Origin of the sequence: Pantoea phytostimulans, assembly GCF_046118715.1 — a bacterium.
In the GTDB taxonomy this organism is placed as follows: Bacteria; Pseudomonadota; Gammaproteobacteria; order Enterobacterales; family Enterobacteriaceae; genus Pantoea; species Pantoea phytostimulans.
The window spans coordinates 3,746,316-3,770,071 of record NZ_CP173698.1; the positions used below are offsets into that span (position 1 = coordinate 3,746,316).

At 51.4% G+C, this 23,756-nt stretch carries 22 protein-coding genes and 1 other annotated feature; of the genes, 17 read left to right on the forward strand and 5 right to left on the reverse strand.

The features are described from left to right. Nucleotides 1-17: 17 nt before the first annotated feature. On the forward strand, nucleotides 18-1,937 hold the full coding sequence (gene sltY / locus ACF2G4_RS17390; RefSeq protein WP_332625715.1) for a murein transglycosylase: 1,920 nt from the start codon (nucleotides 18-20) through the stop codon (nucleotides 1,935-1,937). A 45-nt stretch (nucleotides 1,938-1,982) separates the two neighbouring features. Beyond that, the gene (gene trpR / locus ACF2G4_RS17395; protein WP_215847683.1) at nucleotides 1,983-2,318 is read left to right on the forward strand and encodes a trp operon repressor; all 336 of its coding nucleotides are present in this window, start codon (nucleotides 1,983-1,985) and stop codon (nucleotides 2,316-2,318) included. On the opposite strand, the gene yjjX is transcribed toward trpR, so the two are convergent. Then, nucleotides 2,293-2,811 (reverse strand): inosine/xanthosine triphosphatase, encoded by a 519-nt coding sequence (gene yjjX, locus ACF2G4_RS17400; protein ID WP_243078632.1) that lies wholly within the window; start codon nucleotides 2,809-2,811, stop codon nucleotides 2,293-2,295. The two genes, trpR and yjjX, sit on opposite strands and share 26 nt — an antisense overlap. Nucleotides 2,812-2,871: 60 nt before the next feature. On the opposite strand from yjjX, the gene gpmB reads away from it, so the two are divergent. Beyond that, a complete protein-coding gene (gene gpmB / locus ACF2G4_RS17405) occupies nucleotides 2,872-3,519 on the forward strand; it encodes a 2,3-diphosphoglycerate-dependent phosphoglycerate mutase GpmB (RefSeq protein ID WP_215847682.1) in 648 nt (215 codons plus the stop codon). 45 nt (nucleotides 3,520-3,564) lie between these two features. On the opposite strand, the gene robA is transcribed toward gpmB, so the two are convergent. Beyond that, nucleotides 3,565-4,443: an MDR efflux pump AcrAB transcriptional activator RobA gene (gene robA, locus ACF2G4_RS17410; protein ID WP_243078631.1), complete on the reverse strand. Its 879-nt coding sequence runs from the start codon at nucleotides 4,441-4,443 to the stop codon at nucleotides 3,565-3,567. Nucleotides 4,444-4,641: 198 nt separating this feature from the next. Between robA and creA the strand changes: the two genes are divergently transcribed. After that, nucleotides 4,642-5,115, forward strand: coding sequence for a protein CreA (gene creA / locus ACF2G4_RS17415; protein ID WP_215847680.1), 474 nt, complete (start codon nucleotides 4,642-4,644; stop codon nucleotides 5,113-5,115). Between the two features lie 37 nt (nucleotides 5,116-5,152). Here the strand turns inward: creA and arcA are convergent, their stop codons facing one another. Continuing rightward, on the reverse strand, nucleotides 5,153-5,869 hold the full coding sequence (arcA, locus tag ACF2G4_RS17420) for a two-component system response regulator ArcA (RefSeq protein ID WP_215847679.1): 717 nt from the start codon (nucleotides 5,867-5,869) through the stop codon (nucleotides 5,153-5,155). A 600-nt stretch (nucleotides 5,870-6,469) separates the two neighbouring features. Here arcA and ACF2G4_RS17425 point away from each other — a divergent pair. The 5 genes from ACF2G4_RS17425 (at nucleotide 6,470) to thrC (ending at nucleotide 12,198) form a co-directional block, all read left to right on the forward strand. Further along, nucleotides 6,470-7,174: a tRNA/rRNA methyltransferase gene (locus tag ACF2G4_RS17425; RefSeq protein ID WP_243078630.1), complete on the forward strand. Its 705-nt coding sequence runs from the start codon at nucleotides 6,470-6,472 to the stop codon at nucleotides 7,172-7,174. Nucleotides 7,175-7,361: 187 nt separating this feature from the next. Next, nucleotides 7,362-7,430 (forward strand): thr operon leader peptide, encoded by a 69-nt coding sequence (gene thrL / locus ACF2G4_RS17430; RefSeq protein ID WP_215848341.1) that lies wholly within the window; start codon nucleotides 7,362-7,364, stop codon nucleotides 7,428-7,430. Continuing rightward, nucleotides 7,369-7,487: a sequence feature (Thr leader region), on the forward strand. It overlaps the preceding gene by 62 nt. 26 nt (nucleotides 7,488-7,513) lie before the next feature. Continuing rightward, a complete protein-coding gene (thrA, locus tag ACF2G4_RS17435; protein ID WP_215847677.1) occupies nucleotides 7,514-9,976 on the forward strand; it encodes a bifunctional aspartate kinase/homoserine dehydrogenase I in 2,463 nt (820 codons plus the stop codon). Between the two features lie 2 nt (nucleotides 9,977-9,978). Continuing rightward, complete coding sequence (gene thrB / locus ACF2G4_RS17440; RefSeq protein ID WP_215847676.1) at nucleotides 9,979-10,908, forward strand: homoserine kinase; 930 nt, start codon at nucleotides 9,979-9,981, stop codon at nucleotides 10,906-10,908. 3 nt (nucleotides 10,909-10,911) lie between these two features. Beyond that, nucleotides 10,912-12,198: a threonine synthase gene (gene thrC, locus ACF2G4_RS17445; RefSeq protein ID WP_409075224.1), complete on the forward strand. Its 1,287-nt coding sequence runs from the start codon at nucleotides 10,912-10,914 to the stop codon at nucleotides 12,196-12,198. 49 nt (nucleotides 12,199-12,247) lie between these two features. Here the strand turns inward: thrC and yaaA are convergent, their stop codons facing one another. Continuing rightward, nucleotides 12,248-13,024 (reverse strand): peroxide stress protein YaaA, encoded by a 777-nt coding sequence (gene yaaA / locus ACF2G4_RS17450; protein ID WP_332625707.1) that lies wholly within the window; start codon nucleotides 13,022-13,024, stop codon nucleotides 12,248-12,250. Nucleotides 13,025-13,233: 209 nt separating this feature from the next. On the opposite strand from yaaA, the gene tal reads away from it, so the two are divergent. From tal to nhaR, 7 genes are all read left to right on the forward strand, one after another. Then, the gene (tal, locus tag ACF2G4_RS17455; RefSeq protein WP_215847674.1) at nucleotides 13,234-14,187 is read left to right on the forward strand and encodes a transaldolase; all 954 of its coding nucleotides are present in this window, start codon (nucleotides 13,234-13,236) and stop codon (nucleotides 14,185-14,187) included. Between the two features lie 126 nt (nucleotides 14,188-14,313). Next, nucleotides 14,314-14,901 carry a molybdopterin adenylyltransferase gene (gene mog / locus ACF2G4_RS17460; protein WP_215847673.1) on the forward strand — a complete coding sequence of 196 codons (588 nt, stop codon included), beginning with the start codon at nucleotides 14,314-14,316 and terminating at the stop codon, nucleotides 14,899-14,901. Between the two features lie 106 nt (nucleotides 14,902-15,007). Beyond that, a complete protein-coding gene (locus ACF2G4_RS17465) occupies nucleotides 15,008-16,318 on the forward strand; it encodes an MFS transporter (RefSeq protein ID WP_243078627.1) in 1,311 nt (436 codons plus the stop codon). 451 nt (nucleotides 16,319-16,769) lie between these two features. Next, the gene (gene dnaK, locus ACF2G4_RS17470; protein WP_243078626.1) at nucleotides 16,770-18,680 is read left to right on the forward strand and encodes a molecular chaperone DnaK; all 1,911 of its coding nucleotides are present in this window, start codon (nucleotides 16,770-16,772) and stop codon (nucleotides 18,678-18,680) included. A 104-nt stretch (nucleotides 18,681-18,784) separates the two neighbouring features. Then, nucleotides 18,785-19,918 (forward strand): molecular chaperone DnaJ, encoded by a 1,134-nt coding sequence (gene dnaJ / locus ACF2G4_RS17475; protein WP_215847672.1) that lies wholly within the window; start codon nucleotides 18,785-18,787, stop codon nucleotides 19,916-19,918. Between the two features lie 167 nt (nucleotides 19,919-20,085). Further along, nucleotides 20,086-21,258: a Na+/H+ antiporter NhaA gene (gene nhaA / locus ACF2G4_RS17480; RefSeq protein ID WP_243078625.1), complete on the forward strand. Its 1,173-nt coding sequence runs from the start codon at nucleotides 20,086-20,088 to the stop codon at nucleotides 21,256-21,258. A gap of 18 nt (nucleotides 21,259-21,276) precedes the next feature. Beyond that, the gene (nhaR, locus tag ACF2G4_RS17485; RefSeq protein ID WP_409075225.1) at nucleotides 21,277-22,194 is read left to right on the forward strand and encodes a transcriptional activator NhaR; all 918 of its coding nucleotides are present in this window, start codon (nucleotides 21,277-21,279) and stop codon (nucleotides 22,192-22,194) included. Nucleotides 22,195-22,231: 37 nt separating this feature from the next. Here the strand turns inward: nhaR and rpsT are convergent, their stop codons facing one another. After that, nucleotides 22,232-22,495: a 30S ribosomal protein S20 gene (gene rpsT / locus ACF2G4_RS17490; protein ID WP_006117633.1), complete on the reverse strand. Its 264-nt coding sequence runs from the start codon at nucleotides 22,493-22,495 to the stop codon at nucleotides 22,232-22,234. A 317-nt stretch (nucleotides 22,496-22,812) separates the two neighbouring features. Here rpsT and ribF point away from each other — a divergent pair, with 317 nt between their 5' ends. Beyond that, nucleotides 22,813-23,739, forward strand: coding sequence for a bifunctional riboflavin kinase/FAD synthetase (ribF, locus tag ACF2G4_RS17495; protein ID WP_215847669.1), 927 nt, complete (start codon nucleotides 22,813-22,815; stop codon nucleotides 23,737-23,739). The last annotated feature ends 17 nt before the right edge of the window (nucleotides 23,740-23,756 follow it).

Genomic DNA, 23,756 nt, shown 5'->3' on the forward strand with positions numbered 1-23,756 from the left:
AAACAGAGGAGATTTACGTGGAGAAGTGGCGTAACTGGATGATAGGGATTTGTCTGGTCAGCACGGCCAGCAGCGTATGGGCTGACTCGCTCGATCAACAACGGCAACGTTATCAAGAAATTAAGCAAGCCTGGGACAGCAATCAGATGGCGACGGTGGATCAACTGTTGCCCACGCTACAGGATTACCCTCTGTATCCGTATCTGGAATATCGTTTGCTGGCGCAGGATCTCGATCAGGAGACCAGCCTGGCGGTAAAGAATTTCATTCAAAAATATCCTACCTTGCCGCCCGCAAGATCGCTGAGCACGCGCTTCGTCAATGTGCTGGCACATCGTCAAGACTGGCAAGGTGTGTTGACCTTCAGCCCGACTGAACCCAAACCGGTACAGGCGCGCTGTAACTGGTATTACGCCAAATGGGCAACCGGGCAGCAGCAAGCCGCCTTTGAGGGCGCGAAAGCGATTTGGCTGCGCGGTACCGCCTTGCCTAATGACTGCGACGCGCTTTTCTCGGCATGGCAATCGTCCGGTCAGCTTTCGCCAATCACTATTCTGGAGCGTATTCGCCTCGCGATGAAAGCGGGCAATGACAGCCTGGTCAGTTATCTGGCAAAAATGCTGCCTGCCGATTATCAAACCATGGCCGATGCCGTGTTGGCTTTGCAGAAAGATCCGCTTTCGGTCACCACCTTTGCCAGCGCAGTCGGCCCAACCGATTTTACCCGCCAGGCCACGATCTACGCCTTTACGCGTGTAGCGCGTGAGGACATGGAAAATGCCCGCAGCATGATTCCGATCTTAGTGCGTGCGCAAAAGATGGAAGCGGCCGACGAACAGGCGCTGAAAGAGATTGTGGTGTGGCGCATGATGGGCAGCGATCTGACCTCCGAGCAGGCGCGCTGGCGTGATGCGGTAGTGATGAACAGCGAATCAACGGCGCTGGTGGAACGTCGCGTGCGTCTGGCCTTAAGCGAAAACAATCGTCGTAGCCTGAACACCTGGATTGCCCGCCTGCCGGTGGAAGCCAAAGAGAAAGATGAGTGGCAATATTGGCAAGCTGACCTGCTCTTTTCACAAAACCGCAAAGAAGAGGCGGAAGAGATCCTGCGTAAGCTGATGAAGCAACGTGGTTATTATCCGATGGTCGCAGCGCAGCGTTTAGGCGTGGATTATCCGTTGCAGGTCGATGCCGCTCCGAAACCCGACAGTACCACGCTGCAAGGCGCGGAGTTGGCGCGCGTGCGTGAGCTGATGTATTGGGGACTGGATAACCTGGCGCGTAGCGAGTGGGCGAATCTGGTGGCGAGCAGAACGCACGTGCAGCAACAGATGCTGGCGCGCTACGCCAACGAGCAGGATTGGTGGGATCTCAGTGTACAAGCCACCATCACCGCGAAAATGTGGGACAGCTTAAAAGAGCGTTTCCCACTAGCATGGCAAAGTCTTTATCAGCAATACACCCGCGATAAAGGCATTCCGCAAAGCTATGCGATGGCGATTTCTCGTCAGGAAAGTGCGTGGAACCCTAAAGCTCGTTCACCGGTGGGCGCAAGCGGTTTGATGCAAATTATGCCGGGTACGGCTACCCATACCGTGAAGATGTATAACATTCCCGGTTACGTGAATAACAGCCAGTTGCTGGATCCGCAAACCAATATTCAGATTGGTACACAGTATCTGGAGTATGTTTTCCAGCAGTTTGGGCAGAACCGCATTTTTGCTTCAGCAGCCTATAATGCTGGCCCAGGCCGTGTGCGAAGTTGGCAGAAAACCAGCGCAGGAAATCTGGATGCGGTCGCGTTTATTGAAACCATTCCGTTCTCAGAAACGCGTGGCTATGTGAAGAACGTGTTGGCTTATGATGCGTACTATCGTCACTTTATGGGCCAGCCGGATAAGATCCTTTCGGATGGTGAGTGGAATCGCCGTTACTAGCTGTGCTAAGCTTCCGTACTCTTTAGCGAGTACGGAAGCCCTTTCATGACCCAATCTTTTGCCCCTTCGACCCACACCGGTTCTGCTGACAATAATTGGCTGCGCTTTGTCGATCTGATGCAAGAAGCTTTCGCTAATGGCCATGCGCTGCCGCTGATGCAGTTGATGATGACGCCAGATGAACGCGAAGCCTTTGGTACGCGCTTGCGCATTATCGAAGAGTTGATGACGGGAGAAATGAGCCAACGCGAGCTGAAGAATGAGCTTGGCGTGGGCATTGCGACCATTACGCGCGGATCAAATAGCTTAAAAGAGGCGCCGCCAGAGCTAAAGCGCTGGCTGGAGGCGCGGCTGATTACTGCTGATACAAAGGGTGAGTAAACGGGCACAGCGCCAGTATCAAAGCCTGATGATAAACGCTTGAACGGCTCAATAAACCATGGGTAAAAGCCCCAATTGCGCCACCTTTTTGTTTAATATTCTCTTCGCCAGTTAATCGCGCCATCTCTTCGCCCAGTTCACGTCCTTCACGTAAACCTGCCATTACCACCGGCGGCAGGGTAAAGCTGGCTGAACGCGATTCCCCCCGCTGCTTTTGGTTCTCCACTACCATCCAGGCGAAGGCGCAATCGTCTTCAATGCCGGCTTCAATCGCTACCCAAAAGTTCGCTTCTGGTCGGACCTGACGCGCATTCATCACGCGCTGACGTGCGCCAGTTCGCGTTTCCAGATTGGTTAAGGGCTGAGCCGCCACGCCGCTATCGACCTCGACCCCTTCAATATGGCAGGATCCTTCGCCGAAAACGTCGTTGAACGCTTGTGCAATCGCGCGAATTTTTGCTGGGTTGATGGTGGCTGCGACAACATGGTACATAATTGGTTGAACCCTTGAGTGATTAAGGCAATTTTGGTCGCAGTATAACGGAAACTAAGCATGTTACAGGTCTATCTTGTTCGTCACGGTGAAACGGTATGGAATGCGGAGCGACGCATTCAAGGTCAATCCGACAGTCCGCTGACGGAAAAAGGTGAACAACAAGCCCATCAAGTGGGCGAGCGCGTTAAAGATTGGGGCATCACGCATATCATTTCCAGCGACTTAGGCCGCACGCGTCGCACCGCAGAGATCATTGCCGATGCCTGCGGTTGTGCCGTTACGTTGGATCCACGTCTACGTGAGCTGAACATGGGCGTGCTGGAGAAGCGCCCACTGGACGGTTTGACGGCAGAAGAGGAAACATGGCGTGCTGGATTGGTTAATGGCACCGAAGGCGGCCGTATCCCGGATGGCGAATCAATGACGGAAATGGCGGAGCGTATGCATGATGCGCTGAATACCTGTCTTGATCTGCCTGCAGGCAGCCGCCCACTTATTGTCAGCCACGGTATGGCGTTGGGTGTCTTGGTGAGCACCATCCTCGGATTGCCTGCTTATGCCGAACGTCGTCTGCGTCTGCGTAACTGTTCAATTTCACGCGTCGATCATCAGCAAAGCGCATGGCTGGCCAAAGGTTGGGTGGTTGAAACGGCGGGGGATATTTCACATCTGGATGCCCCTGCACTCGACGAGTTGCAGCGCTAAGAGCAACGTTGATAAAAAATGCCGTCGCGAGGACGGCATTTTTGTTTAGCTCGCCTGTTGAGGGCGGATAGGAATCAGATATTCGCAACGAATTTCTGTTGGCGGCTCGCTGCGCTTTTTGCCACCGTGGGTGAAGAAGCGCTCGATATCCTGACCCTGGCGACGCGTCAGGCCCAGCGTTGGCATGCAGGTTCCATACAGCAGCAGAATAAATTCTTGCAGTTCAACGCGCGGTCCGGTGTAGGTGAACTGGACGTAATCACCTGCCTCCAGAATTACGCTCTGGCCCGAATGCATGTTGATGGCATTATCGGCTGGCACGGCGGTGGTATAGAGAATTTCCTGCTCATCATCTTTATCGTGGCTGGCGCGCACCTGATGCAAGCCATACAGTACCGGCGGCACCGTATCGGTTTCCAGCAGGAACTGCTTCCAAAAATGGATGCGCATTTCGTCGCGATAGCTGGAAATTTGTTCCAGTGTGCAGGTGTAATTCTGCGTTTGCCCTACCAGTACCGTTTCAGGCAAAGTGACGAAACTCGGTTCTGGCTGTTTATCGTCATCAAGGCGAATCGGCGGACGAATACCGTATGAATTCCAGTCTGATGAACGGCGATACCACGCAGGTGTTTGATTAAACTGCTTTTTAAACGCGCGGGTAAAGGTCTGCTGTGAATCGAAGCGATATTGCAAAGCAATATCCAGGATTGGGCGGCTGGTAAGGCGCAGGGCGACCGCCGCCTTAGATAAGCGGCGTGCGCGAATATAGGCGCCAATGGCGTGCCCGGTGACGTCTTTAAACATCCGTTGTAAATGCCACTTAGAATAACCCGCTTTCAAGGCAACATTATCCAGTGAAAGTGGTTGATCCAGGTGGCTCTCCAGCCAGACAAGCAAATCGCGAATGATACCGGCTTGGTCCATAAAACATCCTCATACTTTCTGGTGGCGCAGCTAAACGCAGTCGACGAATAATAGCACTAATTGCTCAAAGGGCGTGGGCAGTTTCATTTGGGATGATTGTGCTACATCAATGCGGGTTTAGACCCGTTATGGTTTGGTCTTTGTGGATAATTGCCAGTACATTACATTCTCATCTATTACGTTTGCAATGGTAACTCCATGACAATATCTCGCCTTCTCATCGCCGCAGTCGCCACGGTGACTTTTTCCAGCCCTTTACTCGCCGAAGAGATTGGCTCAGTAGACACGGTTTTCAAGATGTTCGGACCCGATCATAAGATCGTGGTTGAAGCCTTTGATGACCCAGACGTCAAAAATGTAACCTGTTATATCAGCCGGGCAAAAACCGGCGGTATTAAGGGCGGATTAGGTCTGGCGGAAGATACATCAGATGCAGCCATTTCTTGTCAGCAAATCGGTGCTGTTGAACTCAGTGATAAAATTGTCCAAGGCAAAGCGCAGGGTGAAGTCGTGTTTCGCCAGCGCACTTCACTGATTTTCAAGAAGCTGCAGGTTGTACGCTTCTTTGATAAAAAGCGCAACGCTTTGGTCTATTTAACCTATTCAGACAAAGTGGTGGATGGTTCACCAAAGAATGCGCTGAGCGCAGTGCCGATTATGCCGTGGCATTAAGGCAAAGAAAAAACGCCCGAATGGGCGTTTTTTTCATTTAGTCTTCGAGATCGCCGCAGAAACGATAACCTTCGCCATGAATCGTGGCGATGATTTCTGGCGTATCCGGCGTGGATTCAAAGTGCTTACGAATACGGCGGATTGTCACATCAACAGTACGATCGTGTGGCTTCAGCTCGCGGCCAGTCATTTTCTTCAGGAGATCGGCACGGGTTTGAATTTTACCCGGGTTCTCACAGAAGTGCAGCATGGCGCGGAACTCACTGCGTGGCAGCTTATATTGTTCACCGTTCGGGTTAATCAGCGAGCGGCTATTAATATCCAGCGTCCAGCCATTGAATTTATAATCTTCCACCTGACGACGCTCTTCACTCGGCAGCGCCAAATTCATGGTGCGTGACAGTAGATTGCGTGCGCGGATGGTTAACTCACGTGGATTAAACGGTTTGGTGATGTAATCATCGGCACCGATTTCCAGACCAAGGATTTTATCCACTTCATTATCACGACCGGTCAGAAACATCAGCGCAACGTTGGCTTGTTCACGCAGTTCACGCGCTAACAGCAAGCCGTTTTTGCCGGGAAGGTTGATGTCCATGATCACCAGATTGACGTCATTGTCGGTCAGAACCTGATGCATCTCAGCACCGTCGGTCGCTTCATACACCACATAACCTTCAGCCTCAAAAATACTTTTGAGGGTGTTACGCGTGACCAGTTCGTCTTCAACGATAAGAATGTGCGGGGTCTGCATATTTCGCTACCTAAAATTTGCCAACAAATCGAAATCAGGGCGTACAGCGGTTATTCGGTCTCCTTACGGAGAGCGGCGTGCCGCGCTGAACCGTTGTACGAAATTATGTTTTGATAAACTCTCTATCAACGTCAACAACAGTGTTAGCTCAGCCAGTCAGGATGAAACTTGCATGCCCCGGGATGGCGCATATCCTAACTGCATTAACAGCAACCTAACAGCACCAACAACAACCGATAAGCATAAAAACAACGCTTCGTTGACTTATATCAAATGCAAGTGTAGCACGTTAACACTTTTGTGAAAAACTTCTCGTAGATTGCCTGCTTAGCTCACAAAAAGCAGCATTTTCGCTACAATTTCACTGCATGATACACAAAGTGCAATGTGCAGGAATTAATGTTTCACTAAGCTGAAATAAAAGGATTTTCTATTTTACTTTCTGTTTTAACGCGCTTGGTGGCGAAATCTTGCTCTGTGGCTTTTTTTAATAGGTTTTAACATCGTTAACATTTCATTTTCCTGTTTCTTATCGATCCGCGATGTCATGAACGTGCGTGTTACAATATGGCGCGATGTTAATAAACTGATGGAATAATCATGCGTTTCCCTTTCATTCTGGTTTCGCCCGCTCGGGCAGAAAATATTGGCGCTGCCGCACGTGCGATGAAAACCATGGGATTTAGTGAATTACGAATCGTTGCCAGCGACGCGTGGCAAGATCCAGCGGCCCGACGTGTCGCTCACGGTGCCGGGGAGATACTCGATAATCTGCAAACCTTTGACACGCTCGCTGATGCGCTACATGACATCGAATTTTCAGTCGCTACCACCGCCCGCAGCCGTGCTAAATTCCGCCATTACGCCACGCCAACGCAGGTTGAAACGCAGCTGCTGGAAAAACGACAGTGGGTGAAAAGCATGGCGCTGGTGTTTGGCCGTGAAGACAACGGGTTGACGAATGAAGAGCTGGATCTGGTCGACTTGCTGACCGGAATCCCGATGGCGAACGACTATCCCTCCTTAAATCTAGGGCAGGCGGTGATGGTGTATAGCTATCAGCTGTCAGCGCTGAATCAGGTTGCGGCACCGGCCCCTCAAATAGCCGATGCCCAGCAATTGAAAGCGCTGCATCAGCGATTCCAGCATCTGTTGGTTCAGCTGGACGTTAGCAATGATGAAAAACTCGCGGACTGGATCGATCAACGTATCGGCGTGCTGGAGCAACGCGACAGTGCGATGCTGCATCGTTTGCTGCATGACATAGAAAAAAAACTTATAGATAAATCGTCCGGAAAAGTATGATTTTTTAGCGGCAGATCGTAGCAGAATTCGCCAGTGCAAAAGATCCACTCTGGATTCTTAGAAGATGACGAAACTGTGCGCAGCGTTGAGAATTTACACAATCGACAAATTCGTTGACTTAAAGTGCCCTTTGCTTTACTTCTGGAAGGCAGACGGACAACCAAAGACAGACAGAAAATAAATCTAAATGCGTAACTTCAGCCTGATTACCACAATTATTACCACCACCATTACTACAGGTAACGGTGCGGGCTGACGCATACAGGATAAAATAGAAAAAAGCCCGCACCTAACCAGTGCGGGCTTTTTTTTCGGCTCAAATTCAGGAGAGTGAATATCATGCGAGTGCTGAAATTCGGCGGGACTTCGGTGGCAAATGCGGAACGTTTTCTTCGCGTAGCCGACATTTTGGAAAGCAATGCGCAGCAGGGACAAGTTGCAACCGTGCTCTCGGCCCCGGCCAAAATCACCAATCACTTGGTGGCGATGATTGAGAAAACCATCAGCGGTCAGGATGCTTTACCGAATATCAGTGATGCCGAACGTATTTTTGCTGACCTGCTGCGTGGCTTAGCCGATGCGCAGCCGGGTTTTGATTATGACCGTCAGAAAACTCGCGTTGATTTAGAATTTGCTCAGCTGAAGCAGGTGCTGCACGGCATCAGCTTGCTGGGACAATGCCCAGATAGCGTTAACGCCGCCATTATTTGCCGCGGTGAAAAACTCTCTATCGCTATCATGGAAGCGCTGCTGCTAGCACGCGGTCATGGCGTTAGCGTCATCGATCCGGTCGAGAAGTTATTGGCTGTTGGACATTATCTTGAATCCACCGTGGATATCACTGAGTCCACGCGTCGTATTGAAGCCAGTAAAATCCCAGCAGAGAATATGATTTTGATGGCGGGTTTCACTGCCGGTAACGAGCGCGGTGAGCTGGTAGTGCTGGGCCGCAACGGTTCCGATTATTCTGCTGCGGTATTGGCCGCTTGCCTGCGTGCCGACTGCTGTGAAATCTGGACTGACGTTGACGGCGTCTATACCTGTGATCCGCGCCAGGTGCCAGATGCTCGCCTGCTGAAATCGATGTCTTATCAGGAAGCGATGGAGCTTTCCTATTTCGGGGCCAAAGTGCTTCACCCGCGCACCATCGCCCCGATTGCCCAGTTCCAAATTCCCTGCCTGATCAAAAACACCGCCAACCCGCAAGCGCCCGGCACCTTGATTGGTGGCGAAGGCGATCAGGATGAAAGTCCGGTCAAAGGCATCACCAATCTGAACAATATGGCGATGTTCAACGTTTCCGGCCCGGGCATGAAAGGCATGATCGGCATGGCTGCACGCGTCTTTGCCGCAATGTCCCGCACCGGTATTTCGGTGGTGTTGATCACGCAATCTTCTTCTGAATACAGCATCAGCTTCTGCGTACCGCAGAGCGAGCAGGCACGCGCGCGTCGCGTGCTGGAAGAGGAATTCTATCTTGAGCTGAAAGATGGCCTGCTTGATCCGCTGGATGTACTCGAAAATCTGGCGGTGATTTCGGTAGTGGGCGATGGTATGCGCACGCTGCGCGGTATCTCCGCCAAGTTCTTCTCAGCGTTGGCGCGTGCCAATATCAATATCGTAGCGATTGCGCAGGGCTCTTCAGAGCGTTCGATTTCAGTAGTCGTGAATAACGATGAAGCGACCACCGGCGTGCGCGTCGTGCATCAAATGCTGTTTGCCACCGATCAGGTTATTGAAGTTTTCGTGGTTGGCGTTGGCGGGGTAGGTGGTGCGCTGTTGGATCAGCTGCATCGTCAGCAGGCCTGGCTTAAGAAGAAGCATATCGATTTACGCGTTTGCGGCATCGCCAATTCACGTGCATTGCTGACTAACGTGCACGGCATCGATTTAAGCAACTGGAAAGCCGAAATGAACGAAGCCAAAGAGCCGTTCAATTTGGGCCGTTTGATTCGTTTAGTGAAAGAGTATCACTTGCTGAATCCCGTCATCGTTGACTGTACGTCAAGCCAGGCGGTTGCCGATCAGTATGCCGATTTCCTTGCCGACGGTTTTCACGTGGTGACGCCGAACAAAAAGGCCAATACCTCGTCGTGGAACTACTACCAGCAGATGCGTACGGCGGCAGCGAAATCGCGTCGCAAATTCCTCTATGACACCAATGTGGGCGCAGGCTTGCCGGTGATTGAAAACCTGCAAAACCTACTGAACGCGGGTGATGAATTAATCAAGTTCTCCGGTATTCTCTCAGGTTCGCTTTCATTTATTTTCGGTAAGCTGGACGAAGGCGTGTCGCTGTCGCAAGCCACTCACATGGCGCGCGAAATGGGCTTCACCGAGCCGGATCCGCGTGACGATCTCTCTGGCACCGACGTAGCGCGTAAGTTACTGATTCTGGCGCGTGAAGCGGGATACCAGCTTGAGCTAAGTGATATTGAGATCGAACCGTTGTTGCCGGAAAGCCTGCTTGAAATCAAAGATGTTGAACAGTTTATGCAGCGTCTGCCGGAACTGGATAACGCCTTTGCTGCCCGCGTAGCCAAAGCGCGAGATGAGGGTAAAGTCTTACGCTTCGTTGGTGCGATTGAAGAGGGCGGCAGTTGCAAAGTGAAAATTGATGCCGTAGATGGCAACGATCCGCTCTATAAAGTGAAAAATGGCGAAAACGCGCTGGCGTTTTACAGCCGCTACTATCAACCGATTCCGTTAGTGCTGCGCGGATACGGTGCCGGAAATGACGTAACTGCGGCCGGTGTATTTGCCGATTTGTTGCGTACGCTGTCATGGAAGTTGGGAGTTTAATAATGGTAAAAATTTATGCACCGGCCTCAATTGGTAACGTTAGCGTCGGCTTTGATGTGCTGGGCGCTGCGGTCTCGCCGGTGGATGGTTCGTTACTGGGCGATTGCGTCTCAGTCGAAGCCGCAGACACGTTTAGTCTGACCAACTCAGGCCGCTTCGTCAGCAAATTGCCGGACGATCCCAAAGAGAACATCGTATATCAATGCTGGCAGCGCTTTTGCGAAGCGATTGGCCAAACCGTGCCGGTAGCGATGACGCTGGAAAAGAACATGCCGATTGGCTCCGGCCTCGGTTCCAGCGCCTGTTCTGTGGTTGCGGGTTTGATGGCAATGAACGAGTTTTGCGGCAAACCGCTCAGCGATACAGAACTGCTGACGCTGATGGGCGAGCTTGAAGGCCGCATTTCAGGCAGCGTACATTACGATAACGTTGCGCCATGCTTCCTTGGTGGTATCCAGCTGATGCTGGAAGAGAACGGTATTATCAGTCAGGAAGTGCCGGGTTTTGATGACTGGCTCTGGGTGATGGCGTATCCGGGCATCAAAGTTTCTACCGCCGAAGCGCGCGCTATTCTGCCCGCACAATACCGTAAGCAGGATTGCATCAAGCATGGTCGCTTGCTCGCGGGATTCATTCACGCCTGCCATACGCGTCAGCCGTTGCTGGCAGCTAAACTTATGCAGGACGTGATTGCGGAACCGTACCGCACCAAACTGTTACCAGGCTTTGCCGAAGCGCGTCAGGCTGCGCAGGATATCGGTGCACTGGCTTGCGGAATTTCCGGCTCAGGTCCAACACTTTTCGCCGTTTGCAATCAAATGGAAACGGCCCAGCGGATGGCTGACTGGTTGAGCCAGCACTATCTGCAAAATGATGAAGGCTTCGTCCATATCTGCCGCCTGGATACGGCTGGCGCACGTAAATTGGGATAACGCATGAAACTCTATAATCTTAAGGATCACAACGAGCAGGTCAGCTTCGCCCAGGCGGTGAAACAAGGTCTGGGTTCGCAGCAAGGGCTGTTTTTTCCGCTGGAGCTGCCTGAGTTTGAACTGACTGACATCGACGCCATGCTGGAAATGGATTTTGTTAGCCGCAGCAGCAAGATTCTTTCTGCTTATATCGGCGACGAAATCCCAGCGCAGCAGTTGGCTGAACGTGTTAAAGCGGCCTTTGCTTTCCCTGCACCGGTTAAGCAGGTCAGTGATGATGTCGCTTGTCTGGAACTGTTCCACGGCCCGACGCTGGCATTTAAAGATTTCGGCGGTCGCTTCATGGCGCAAATGCTCTCCTATTTCAGCGGCAGCGATGAGCAAATCACGATTTTAACTGCGACGTCAGGCGATACTGGCGCGGCGGTCGCGCACGCATTTTATGGCATGAAAAACGTGCGCGTCGTGATCCTCTATCCGCAAGGCAAGATCAGTCCATTGCAGGAAAAACTGTTCTGTACGCTGGGTGGCAACATCGAAACCATCGCTATTGACGGCGATTTTGATGCATGCCAAACGCTGGTGAAACAGGCGTTCGATGATGAAGAGCTGAAAAAGGCCATTGGCCTGAACTCCGCCAACTCCATCAATATCAGCCGCTTGCTGGCGCAGATTTGCTACTACTTTGAAGCAGTGGCACAGCTTCCGCAGGAGAAACGTAATCAACTGGTGGTGTCCGTGCCAAGCGGTAACTTCGGCGATTTAACCGCCGGTTTGCTGGCAAAATCGCTGGGTTTACCGATCAAACGATTCATTGCCGCCACCAATGCTAACGATACCGTGCCGCGATTCTTGGGCAACGGCGCATGGCAGCCAAATGTTACTGTAGCAACGTTGTCGAACGCGATGGATGTGAGCCAGCCCAATAACTGGCCGCGCGTAGAAGAGTTATTCCGTCGTAAAACCTGGCGCTTGACCGATCTGGCGTATGGCGCGGTAACTGATGACACCACTAAAGCTGCCATGCGTGAGCTGGCGGGCATAGGTTATATTTCAGAGCCACACGCGGCAATTGCCTGGCGCTTGCTGCGCGATCAGTTGCAGGAAGGCGAATATGGCCTGTTCCTCGGGACGGCGCATCCGGCGAAATTTATTGAGAGCGTGGAAGCGATTCTGGATCAGAAACTGGCATTGCCGGCTGAATTAGCCGAGCGCGCTGAACTGCCGCTGCTATCACATACGATGAAAGCCGATTTTACCCCGCTGCGCGCTTTCTTGCTGAAAGCGTAAGCACAAAAAAAGGGACGATCATCGTCCCTTTTTCTTTATATCGAGTTAATTAAACCTGCTCTGAGCGCTTAAATACCCACTCGCTGTCATTGCTGCTGGCCGCATCAAACGCATAACCGTCCACATCAAACGCCTTCAACTGCTCCGGTTTTTGCAGCTGATTTTGAATGATATAGCGACTCATTAATCCGCGTGCTTTTTTGGCGTAGAAGCTGATCACTTTATACTTGCCGTTCTTCTCATCTAAAAACACCGGTTTGATTAACTGCGCCTGCAATTTCTTCGGCTTAATCGCTTTGAAGTATTCATCCGATGCCAAATTAATCAACACATCATCGCCTTGCTCAGCCAAAGCGTCATTGAGTGTGTCTGTCAGCAGCTCGCCCCAGAAGCTGTAAAGATCTTTGCCTGCCGGACTGGCGAATTTGATACCCATTTCCAGCCGATAAGGCTGCATTAAATCCAGTGGGCGCAACACGCCATATAAGCCAGACAACATCCGCAGATGCCGTTGGGCAAAGTCAAAATCGTTGTCGCTAAAGGTTTCAGCCTGCAAGCCTGTGTAGACATCGCCTTTAAAGGCCAGAATCGCCTGACGCGCATTATCAGGCGTGAATTCAGGCTGCCAGCTGTTAAAACGATCGGCGTTGAGGTGAGCCAGCTTATCGCTGATGCCCATTAACGAAGCGATTTGTGCAGGTGACAGATCGCGCGCTACCTCAATGAGCTGTTGTGACTTTTCTAACAGCGCAGGTTGGGTATAGCGCGTGGTCGCCAGCGGGCTTTCATAGTCCAGCGTCTTGGCGGGAGAGATCACCATCAACATGTTCGCTTCCTCATATAACCCCTATTTTTACAGGGCATTGGCTGATTATTTAGCCTCGCAGTGTAACAAAAAAGCCGCAAAGATCGGCAAATCACAGCTATTTGTTAGCGCTATCGTAAACGGCATTTCTCGACCTTGCACCGCTGTTGCTGCGTGATATTATCGCAACAGCCTTTTTTCACCCTGACAGTTAACTAAGAGAAAAGAACATGACGGACAAACTTACCTCCTTGCGTCAGCTGACCACTGTGGTTGCTGACACCGGTGATATCGCAGCCATGAAGCTGTACCAGCCACAAGACGCTACCACCAACCCTTCTTTGATTCTCAACGCCGCGCAAATTCCTGAATACCGCAAACTGATCGATGAAGCGATTAGCTGGGCACGTGAGCAGAGCAGCAACAAAGAAGAGCAGCTGCAGTTGGTTTCTGACAAGCTGGCCGTCAACATTGGTTTAGAGATTCTGAAACTGGTTCCAGGCCGTATTTCAACTGAAGTTGATGCTCGCCTTTCTTACGACACCGAAGGCAGCATCGCTAAGGCGCGTAGCCTGATCAAACTCTATAACGATGCGGGCATCAGCAACGATCGTATCCTGATCAAACTGGCTTCAACCTGGCAGGGCATCCGCGCAGCGGAGCAGCTGGAAAAAGAAGGCATCAACTGTAACCTCACGCTGCTGTTCTCCTTCGCACAGGCGCGTGCATGTGCAGAAGCTGGCGTGTTCCTGATTTCCCCTTTCGTGGGTCGTATTCTTGACTGGTACAAAGCGAATACCGACAAGAAAGAGTACGCACCTCATGAAGATCCAGGCGTGGTTTCCGTGTCTGAAATCTACAGCTACTACAAGCAGCACGGTTATGAAACCGTGGTGATGGGCGCAAGCTTCCGTAACGTTGGCGAAATCGTTGAACTGGCAGGTTGTGATCGACTGACCATCTCTCCTGCGCTGCTGAAAGAACTGGCTGAAAGCGAAGGCACTCTTGAACGTAAGCTCAGCTACAGCGGCGATGTGAAAGCGCGTCCTGCTAAAATGACTGAATCTGAGTTCCTGTGGCAGCACAATCAGGATCCAATGGCGGTGGCAAAACTGGCGGAAGGCATCCGCAACTTTGCTGTTGACCAAGGCAAACTTGAGAAGATGCTGGCAGAACTGCTGTAATCTTGCACCGTGGCGGCAGATGTCGTCACGGTTTTCTCTTTTCCGCACCTTTCGCTTTGTATTATCCTCTCTCTGTTCCCCCTTTCTACTCCACCGCAACGCGGTAAATCACAGCGAACCAAAACGATGAATACATTACGCATTGGGTTAATCTCCGTTTCCGATCGCGCCGCTAACGGCATTTATCAGGATCAAGGGATCCCCGCACTCGAAAGTTGGCTGAGCAGTGCGATTAGCACGCCGTTTGAGATTGAAACCCGTTTAGTGCCGGATGAGCAGCCGATGATTGAACAGGCGATTTGCGAGCTGGTGGATGAACGCTTTTGCCATTTGGTGTTAACCACAGGCGGAACCGGTCCGGCGCGTCGCGATGTGACACCCGACGCCACCCTGGCCGTTGCCGATCGTGAAATGCCCGGTTTTGGTGAGCAGATGCGTCAAATCAGCCTGCAATTCGTGCCGACTGCCATTTTATCGCGACAGGTCGGCGTGATCCGCAAGCAGTCTTTAATCCTTAATCTTCCAGGTCAGCCCAAATCGATTAAAGAGACGCTGGAAGGCCTGAAAGATGAGCAGGGTAACGTTAGCGTTGCGGGGATTTTCGCTTCTGTACCTTATTGTTTACAGTTATTGGAAGGGCCCTACGTTGAAACGCATACGCAAGTCGTAGCAGCTTTTCGCCCCAAAAGCGCGATACGTGAGATAAATAACTAAATATTCCGATTTTCAGGCATAAGCTATAGCCTGGCTGGTGTGGTGAAAGATTGACGGTATAGTAAGCTCAGCTTTACAACCGTTTCTCTTTTGCCTCTGGAATGTTATGGAATCGAATCAGACTCAACGCCTGAACGGCCAGGATTATAAAACCCTTTCACTCGCTGCCCTCGGCGGTGCTTTAGAATTTTACGACTTCATCATTTTTGTTTTTTTCGCTGCGGTGATTGGCGAACTCTTTTTCCCACCTGATATTCCTGAATGGCTGCGCCAGCTACAAACTTTTGCCATTTTCGCGGCAGGTTATCTGGCGCGCCCGCTAGGCGGGATTATCATGGCGCACTTCGGCGACAAAGTGGGCCGCAAAAAGATGTTCAGCCTAAGCATTTTATTGATGGCGCTGCCCACGCTAGCAATGGGCGCACTGCCGACTTACCAAACTATCGGGATTGCGGCACCTTTATTAATGCTGTTGATGCGCATGTTGCAAGGTGCTGCAATTGGTGGGGAAGTGCCGGGCGCTTGGGTATTTGTCGCCGAGCACGTGCCTTACAAGCGAATTGGTATTGCCTGCGGCACGTTAACCGCTGGGCTAACCGTGGGCATTCTGTTGGGTTCGGTGGTCGCAACGCTAATAAATACGTCAATGACACCGCAAGCCATTCGCGAAGGTGGCTGGCGTTTACCGTTTTTTATCGGCGGTGTGTTTGGTTTAGCTGCGATGTATTTGCGCCGTTGGCTGCATGAGACACCCGTTTTTATTGCCATGCAAAAGCGTAAAGCGCTGGCGGATGAACTGCCTTTGAAAGCGGTGGTGGTGAACCATAAAAAGTCAGTGATCATTTCTATGCTGCTGACCTGGCTGCTCTCAGCATGCATTGTGGTAGTGATTCTGATGTCGCCGGTCTGGTTGCAGAAGCAGCATGGCCTTGCGCCTGCGTTAACCTTACAGGCCAATAGTTTTGCAACCATTATGCTTTGTATAGGCTGCATCGTTGCCGGCGTAGCGGCAGACCGTTTTGGTGCAAGTAAAGCGTTGATCACAGGCAGTGTATTACTGGCGGCGTGCAGTTGGGCGTTCTACCACTTTACGCCGTTGTATCCGCAGCAGCTTTTCCTGCTGTACGGGTTAGCAGGCCTGAGCGTTGGCGTTGTCGGCGTGGTGCCTTTTGTGATGGTGCGCGCTTTTCCAGCCGAGGTGCGCTTTAGTGGAATCTCCTTCTCTTATAATGTCGCCTACGCAATTTTCGGTGGCTTAACGCCGATTTTTGTTACCTTGTTGATGAATGTCTCATCGATGGCACCTTCATGGTATGTGCTGGCATTAGCGCTGGTTGGGTTAGTGACGGGAATTTGGTTGCGAAGTGATATTAGCCACGAAAATGCGGTGCATGAGGCCGTTGCGCAGCAGCCTTAATCACGAGCAGCAGCTTTAAAAATAAAAACGCGGAGCCTGGCTCCGCGTTTTGCATCTGGCAGATCATTATTAATATTGAGCAGAAAGGCGGTCATGCCGAACCCCCATTAAACCGAGTGGAGCGGGGTTAGCCAACGTTATGGTGCTCATTGTTCCTGTAATGTCTCGAATGTGGATTTAGGGGATGTTTTTTGCCCGAAAGCCCTGTTTGCAATGGCTGGGAGCAGCTCACAGAGAGGCGCTGACGCAACGTCTTTGATCTGAGTAGAAAGAAGATCGAAATTTTTTTTTGGTTTAACCCTTGATGCGCTTCGAAGCGGCCCCATTTACTTGTCATCGAGCGTTGTGAACGTTGGAAAAAAGCATGTGGTGATGGTTGAAAGTAAACAACCCGCCCGCATAACAGGTTCACAACCCAAATTGGCAAAGAATTTAAGTGGGAGACGTTTAGATGGGTAAGATTATTGGTATTGACCTGGGCACAACCAACTCTTGTGTTGCGATCATGGATGGCGGTAAAGCTCGCGTGTTGGAAAACGCCGAAGGCGATCGCACCACGCCTTCGATTATCGCTTATACCCAGGATGGCGAAATTCTGGTTGGTCAGCCGGCTAAACGTCAGGCAGTGACTAACCCGCAGAACACGTTGTTCGCGATCAAGCGCCTGATTGGCCGTCGTTTCCAGGATGAAGAAGTACAGCGTGATATCAAAATCATGCCGTACAAAATTGCTAACGCCGATAACGGCGATGCATGGCTGGAAGTGAAAGGCCAGAAAATGGCACCACCGCAGATTTCTGCCGAAGTGCTGAAAAAAATGAAGAAAACCGCGGAAGATTACCTCGGTGAGCCAGTGACTGAAGCGGTTATTACCGTTCCAGCTTACTTCAATGACGCCCAGCGTCAGGCGACCAAAGATGCAGGTCGCATCGCGGGTCTGGAAGTAAAACGTATTATTAACGAACCAACAGCCGCTGCACTGGCTTATGGTTTGGACAAAGGTCAGGGTAACCGCACTATCGCGGTATATGACCTGGGTGGTGGTACTTTTGATATCTCCATCATCGAAATTGATGAAGTTGATGGCGAAAAAACCTTTGAAGTTCTGGCGACCAACGGTGATACCCACTTGGGTGGTGAAGACTTCGACAGCCGCCTGATCAACTACCTGGTTGCAGAATTTAAGAAAGATCAGGGCATCGATCTGCACAACGATCCGCTGGCAATGCAGCGTCTGAAAGAAGCCGCAGAGAAAGCGAAAATCGAACTCTCTTCTGCGCAGCAGACTGACGTTAACCTGCCGTACATCACTGCAGATGCGACGGGTCCTAAGCACCTGAACATCAAAGTAACGCGCTCTAAGCTGGAATCGCTGGTTGAAGATCTGGTTGCACGTTCGATTGCTCCGCTGAAAGTGGCGCTGCAGGATGCTGGCCTGTCTGTATCAGAAATCAACGATGTGATTCTGGTTGGTGGTCAAACGCGTATGCCGCTGGTTCAGGCTAAAGTGACTGAATTCTTCGGTAAAGAGCCACGTAAAGACGTGAACCCGGACGAAGCAGTGGCAGTAGGTGCTGCAGTGCAGGGTGGTGTTCTGGGCGGCGAAGTGAAAGACGTCCTGCTGCTGGACGTTACTCCGCTGTCGCTGGGTATCGAAACCATGGGTGGCGTGATGACTTCGCTGATCAGCAAGAACACCACGATCCCAACCAAGCACAGCCAGGTGTTCTCAACAGCTGAAGATAACCAGAGCGCCGTGACCATTCACGTGTTGCAGGGTGAGCGTAAGCGTTCTAGCGATAACAAATCGTTGGGCCAGTTTAACCTCGACGGTATTCAGCCAGCGCCACGCGGTATGCCACAGGTTGAAGTGACCTTTGACATTGATGCTGACGGTATTTTGCATGTTTCTGCAAAAGACAAAAACAGCGGCAAAGAGCAGAAAATCACCATCAAGGCTTCTTCAGGTCTGAATGAAGAAGAGATCGAAAAAATGGTGCGTGATGCAGAAGCGAACGCTGAGTCGGACCGCAAGTTCGAAGAGCTGGTTCAAACGCGTAACCAGGGCGATCAGATTGCCCACAGCACGCGCAAGCAGCTGGAAGAAGCGGGCGACAAACTGTCAGCTGATGACAAAGCACCGATCGAAGCAGCCCTGGCTGAGCTGGAAACAGCGCTGAAAGGTGAAGATAAAGCAGAGATCGAAGCTAAAATGCAGGCGCTGATGGAAGTATCCAGCAAACTGATGGAAGCAGCACAGCAATCTCAGGCGGGTGCTGCCGATGCAGGCGACGCGTCAGCGAAGCAAGAAGATGACGTGGTTGACGCTGAATTTGAAGAAGTAAAAGACAACAAGAAATAATTGCCCCTGACCGGGCGCGACGGTTGGCCTGACAGCCGTTGAAACCAGCACGGGCGTAGGAGTTTTCTCCACGCCCGTGCGATCATGTTAAGGGCTAAATAAATATGGCGAAGAGTGATTACTACGAGATTTTAGGCGTCGCCAAATCCGCAGACGAGCGTGAAATCAAAAAGGCATATAAACGCCTGGCAATGAAATTTCACCCGGACCGTAATCCTGGGGATAAAGCGGCCGAAGACAAGTTTAAAGAGATAAAAGAAGCTTACGAAATCCTGACCGACGCGCAGAAGCGTGCGGCCTACGATCAATATGGCCATGCAGCCTTTGAACAAGGCGGTATGGGCGGCGGTGGATTCGGTGGCGGCGGCGGTGCCGATTTCAGCGATATCTTTGGCGACGTATTTGGCGACATCTTTGGTGGTGGTCGCCGTCAGCGCGCATCCCGTGGCGCTGATTTACGCTACAACATGGAGCTGTCGCTGGAAGAAGCGGTACGCGGCGTGACCAAAGAGATCCGCATTCCAACGCTGGAAGAGTGTGAAGTTTGCCACGGCAGCGGCGCGAAAGCCGGCACCAAACCGCAAACCTGTTCTACCTGTCATGGCCAAGGCCAGGTGCAGATGCGTCAAGGTTTCTTCACCGTGCAGCAAGCCTGTCCAACCTGTCACGGTCGTGGCTCGGTGATTAAAGACCCGTGCAACGCCTGTCATGGTCATGGACGCGTCGAGAAATCGAAAACGCTGTCAGTGAAAATCCCTGCGGGTGTGGATACCGGCGATCGTATTCGTCTGACTGGCGAAGGTGAAGCGGGTGAGCACGGTGCACCAGCGGGCGATCTTTATGTTCAGGTATCGGTGAAGAAACACCCGATCTTTGAACGTGAAGATAACAACCTCTATTGCGAAGTGCCGATCAATTTTGCGATGGCAGCGCTGGGCGGCGAAATTGAAGTGCCGACGCTGGATGGTCGTGTGAAGCTGAAAGTGCCTACTGAAACGCAAACGGGCAAGCTGTTCCGTATGCGTGGCAAAGGGGTGAAGTCGGTGCGCGGTGGTGCAGTGGGCGACTTGCTGTGTCGCGTTGTGGTGGAAACCCCGGTTAGCCTCAACGAAAAACAGAAATCGCTGCTGCGTGAACTGGAAGAGAGCTTTGGCGGGCCAAGCGGTGAACACAACAGCCCGCGCTCAAAAAGCTTTTTTGATGGCGTAAAGAAGTTCTTTGATGACTTGACCCGATAAGTTTTCACTCTCTGAAAAAGCCAGCGCACTGTCGCTGGCTTTTTTATGCTTATCTTCAAAGGTTCGGTATTTCCGAGCCATGTCTCATGAATAACCTGCTTTTTTCGAGCTATCATAGGCGGTAATCTAACGCCTTTAATTTTCCCTTTGGAAAAGGATGCTTGTTCATGAACATTCAACTTAAAAAATTTCTCCATAGTGACGCAACGGGTGGCGTCGTACTGATCATCGCTGCGGCGTTGGCGATGGTTTTAGCAAATAACAGCGGTACGCAGCAAAGCTATCTCGACTTCCTCGCTATTCCGGTGGAGTTCCGTTTCGGCGATCTCGATATCAGCAAAAATTTACTGTTATGGATTAACGATGCGCTGATGGCACTGTTTTTCCTGATGGTTGGACTGGAAGTGAAGCGCGAATTAGTGATGGGCGCGCTAGCTAAACGTGAACAAGCCATTTTTCCGCTGATTGCAGCCCTGGGCGGCATGGTCGCACCCGCGATATTGTTTTTGCTTTTCAATGGCGCAGATCCAGCCACACACAGCGGCTGGGCCATTCCTACCGCAACGGATATCGCTTTTGCTTTGGGTATTTTGGCGTTATTGGGCAGTCGCGTGCCGCCCGCGTTGAAAATATTCCTGATGGCGTTGGCAATCATTGACGATCTCGGCGCGATAGTCATCATTGCTCTGTTTTATACCTCCGATCTTTCCCTGGTATCCTTGAGCGTTGCCGCTGCAGCCATTGTTGTATTGGGGCTGATGAACCTGATGAATGTGCGTAATACCGGTCTCTATTTGATTGTAGGAATCGTGTTATGGACTGCAGTGTTGAAATCAGGGGTACATGCGACGCTGGCGGGTGTTGTGGTCGGCTTCCTGATTCCATTGGCTAAGAAGGATGGGCATTCTCCAGCCATTCACCTTGAGCATGCGCTGCATCCTTGGGTGCGTTGGTTGATTTTACCGCTGTTTGCTTTTGCTAATGCCGGTGTCTCGCTAGACGGTGTTTCATTCGGGCACCTGTTTTCACTGTTACCGCTGGGCATCGTGGCGGGATTACTGATCGGTAAGCCTTTGGGGATTACGCTGTTCTGTTGGCTGGCGGTAAAAACCGGCTTGGCCAAACTGCCTGAAAAAACTGATTTGAAAGACATCGCCGCAGTCGGTGTGCTGTGCGGCATCGGTTTTACGATGTCGATCTTTATCGCCTCGCTGGCGTATGGCGACCACAATGCAGAACTTATTACGCTCGCGAAGCTTGGCATCCTGATGGGCTCGATACTCTCTGCTGTCTTGGGTTATCTCATTCTGTGGCGTCGTCTGGCAAACCGTGCAGCGTAAAAGGTTGAGAAAGTAGGTATGCCGCACCTCAATTACAACCACCTTTATTATTTCTGGCATGTGTGCCGCGAAGGTTCAATCGTTGGTGCGTCAGAAGCACTCTTTCTGACACCGCAAACCATAACTGGCCAAATCAAGGCGCTCGAAGAGCGCCTGCAAGGCAAACTGTTCCGGCGGCAGGGAAGGGGATTAGTGCCGACTGAACTGGGGCAACTGGTTTTCCGCTATGCCGATCGCATGTTTATGCTGAGTCATGAAATGCTGGATATTGTTAATTACCGCAAAGAATCGCATCTGTTGTTTGATGTCGGGGTCGCGGATGCGCTGTCTAAACAGCTCGTCAGTAAAATATTAGAAGCGGCGGTGGTATCGGGTGAAAAGATTCATCTGCGCTGTTTTGAATCGACCCATGAAATGCTACTGGAGCAACTCAGCCAGCATAAGTTGGATATGATTGTATCGGATTGCTCGATTGATTCCACGCAGCAGGAAGGGCTGTTTTCGGTGAAGCTGGGCGAATGTCCGTTGAGCTTTTGGTGTACACAGCCGCTGCCAGAATTACCGTTCCCTGCGTGTCTGGAGACGCGTCAATTACTCATTCCAGGACGACGTTCAATGCCGGGCCGCAAGATTCTTAACTGGATTCATAGTCAGGGATTGCAGGTTGAAATTTTAGGCGAGTTTGATGATGCAGCACTGATGAAATCTTTCGGGACGCAGCAAAATGCCATTTTTGTTGCCCCGAGTCTGTACGGGCAAGATATCTATCAAAGCGATGGAATGTATGAGCTAGGGAGGCTGGATTCAGTGATGGAGGAGTATCACGTTATTTTTGCCGAGCGGATGATTCAGCATCCGGCAGTGCAGCGTATCTGCCATCGCGATTTTAGTGAACTGTTTGCGCCACGATCAGCAGACGAAAAAAAACCGGCTTAGCGCCGGTTCTTTCAACAAAGCGATTAACAAAAGGCGATTAAGCCAGTTTGTTGATCTGAGCCGTTAAGTTTGCTTTATAACGGGCAGCTTTGTTTTTGTGGATCAGACCTTTAGCAGCCTGACGGTCCACGATTGGTTGCATTTCGTTGAATGCGTTCTGCGCAGCAGCTTTGTCGCCTGAAGCGATCGCCGCGTATACTTTCTTAACGAAGGTACGCATCATAGAGCGGCGGCTAGCGTTATGCTTACGGCGTTTCTCAGATGTTACGGCGCGTTTCTTAGCTGATTTGATATTAGCCAAGGTCCAACTCCCAAATGTGTTCTATATAGACAAATCAAAGGCCGAGGACTATGCCTTTCGAACCTAATTTTGTCAATGGATTTGTGCAAATAAGCGTCGCTTACATTCAACAGCGCGGACGACACTCGGTTACGTATTTGATGGCGCAAGATTCTACCAGCTTCCCCTCGCTGAATACAGTATTTCGCGACAAAATTCTTCTGTATCGCTCTGACAACAGGAAATGACCGCCATAAAGCAGGAAAGGCGTGCTGACGGGTTAACCTTCGCGGCTTTCGAGGGTATAATCCGCCGATTTCCATCGCGTTGAGTCAGCCATGAAGTTTATCCGCGGCATTCATAACATTAAAGAGCAGCATCGCGGCTGCGTTCTGACCATTGGTAATTTTGATGGCGTGCACCGCGGTCATCAGGCGCTGATGTCCCAGCTTCGCGAAGAGGGACGTAAACGTAATCTGCCGGTAATGGTGATGCTGTTTGAGCCACAGCCGCTGGAGCTGTTTGCTGGCGAAAAAGCCCCGGCCCGTTTAACGCGTCTGCGCGAAAAGCTGAAGTATCTGGCTGAAGCCGGTATTGATGAAGTGGTCTGCGTACGTTTTGATCGCCGCTTTGCGGCATTATCAGCCCAGAGTTTTATTGCTGAACTGCTGGTCGAAAAGCTCAATGTGAAGTTTCTCGCGGTCGGCGATGATTTCCGTTTTGGCGCTGGTCGTCTGGGTGATTTCCTGTTATTACAGAAAGCGGGTGCTGAATATGGCTTTGATGTAGTCAGCACGCAGACCTTTTGTGACGGCGGTAAGCGTATTAGCAGCACCGCTGTGCGTCAGGCGCTGGCCGATGATGATTTTGCGCTGGCGCAGTCATTGTTAGGCCATCCTTTCAGTATTTCAGGCCGCGTAGTGCACGGTGATGCACTGGGACGCACCCTTGGTTTTCCCACCGCGAACCTTCCTTTACGCCGCGCTGTCTCGCCGGTGAAAGGCGTTTTTGCGGTTGAGGTGCACGGCTTGACGCCGCAGCCGCTGCCGGGTGTGGCCAATATTGGTACGCGCCCAACGGTAAAAGGTTTGCGCCAGCAGCTTGAAGTTCACCTGCTTGACATCAATATGAATCTATATGGTCAGCACATTGATGTTGTGCTGAAGAAAAAATTACGAAACGAGCAGCGCTTTGCCTCACTGGAGGCGTTGAAAGAACAAATTGCGAAAGATGTGGTAACGGCCCGGCAGTTCTTTGGGCTTTAACCTGAGCGAAAAACGGA